The organism is Corynebacterium sp. UMB0012 (genome assembly GCF_030216265.1).
Classification (GTDB): Bacteria; Actinomycetota; Actinomycetes; order Mycobacteriales; family Mycobacteriaceae; genus Corynebacterium.
Genome location: NZ_JASOKQ010000047.1, coordinates 1 through 1,305, shown reverse-complemented (window position 1 = coordinate 1,305; position 1,305 = coordinate 1). Strand labels below are relative to the sequence as shown.

The window sequence follows — 1,305 nt, the reverse complement described above, 5'->3', positions numbered from 1 at the left end:
TGAAGCGTCCTGGGTTTAGTTCCGCTTCTTTTACGGCCCTGTGTTGATGGGCTGGGTGAGATAGTACTCGGTTTCTACTTCCTGTGGGGTGGCGTAGTCCAATGCTTCGTGAAGTCGCTTAGTGTTCCACCAATGCACCCACCGCAAGGTGGCCAGTTCGACTTCTCCGACCGACGTCCACGGGCCCTGGGCATGAATCAGTTCCGCCTTGTAGAGACCGTTGACTGTTTCGGCTAGTGCATTGTCGTAAGAATCGCCGATTGTTCCCACACTCGGGCGGATTCCTGACTCAGCTAGCGCGGTGGAATACTTCAGTGACACGTACTGGCTGCCCCGATCGCTGTGGTGAATTAGTTGGTTTCCATGGATTCGTCCTGCAGTCGTTAACGCATGTTCCAATGCCTCCATGGGCAGCGCATCGGTGCGCATTGTCGAGCGTGTAGCAACACCAACAATTTTTCGGCTGAAGACATCCACGACAAACGCGGTGTAGGCGAATCCTGACAGGGTGCGAACGTAGGTAATGTCGGCAACCCAAAGCCTGCCTGGTGCCTGCGCACGGAAGTTTCGGCGCACTAGGTCCGGGCGATGATCCGGTGTCTTCGGGCTTACCGTTGTTATTGGGGTTCGCCCACGTCTGCGGCCAGAAACACCTGCAAGTTTCATCAGACGTGCGGTCTTGTCGCGACCAATATGAAAGCCTTCGCGGTTCATCGCGTGCCACATTTTGCGGATGCCGTAGACCGAGAAATTCTCCGCATGCACACGCTGTATCTCTGGGATGAGCAGGCTATCGCTTAAGGCTCTTGCGCTGGGAACACGTGTGGTGGCTTTGCGGTAGCCGCGTGAAGTAATGAATCCACGATCTGCTTGTTTAAGGACTCGGCAGATGGCCTCGACCCCAAATTGATCTTTGTACGCGTCGATGTAGGAGATCATTTGGTCGTGGGTCGGTCGAGTTCCGCTGCGAAAAAAGCCGAAGCAGTTTTAAGAATCCCGTTTGCTCGTTTCAGTTCGCGGTTTTCGCGGCGCAGACGCCTGAGTTCTTCTTCCATTGTTTCGCCGCCTGAAGCGTCAGAATTATCGCGTACTGAGGCGCTGTCACGGTACCAGGCCCGCAACGTGTGGTGAGATACTCCAAGCAGCTCACCGACCTCCGTGTAGGCGCGTTGCAGTGAGCAAGACTCCAGGCGGACCATTTCGATGATCTGATGGACCGCCTTCTCCTTGAACTCGACGGAATACTTTCTAGGCATAGTTCAATCCTTCCTTAGCTGAGGTAGGAACTAAACCCAGGACGCTTCA

At 54.8% G+C, this 1,305-nt stretch carries 1 protein-coding gene; it reads right to left on the bottom strand.

Annotated features, from left to right (window positions below):
* Positions 1–30: 30 nt before the first annotated feature.
* A protein-coding gene (locus QP324_RS11785; protein WP_100619247.1) for an IS3 family transposase occupies positions 31–1,256 on the bottom strand; the annotation gives its coding sequence in 2 pieces (ribosomal slippage) (positions 31–977 and positions 977–1,256; 1,227 coding nt in all).
* Positions 1,257–1,305 lie beyond the last annotated feature (49 nt).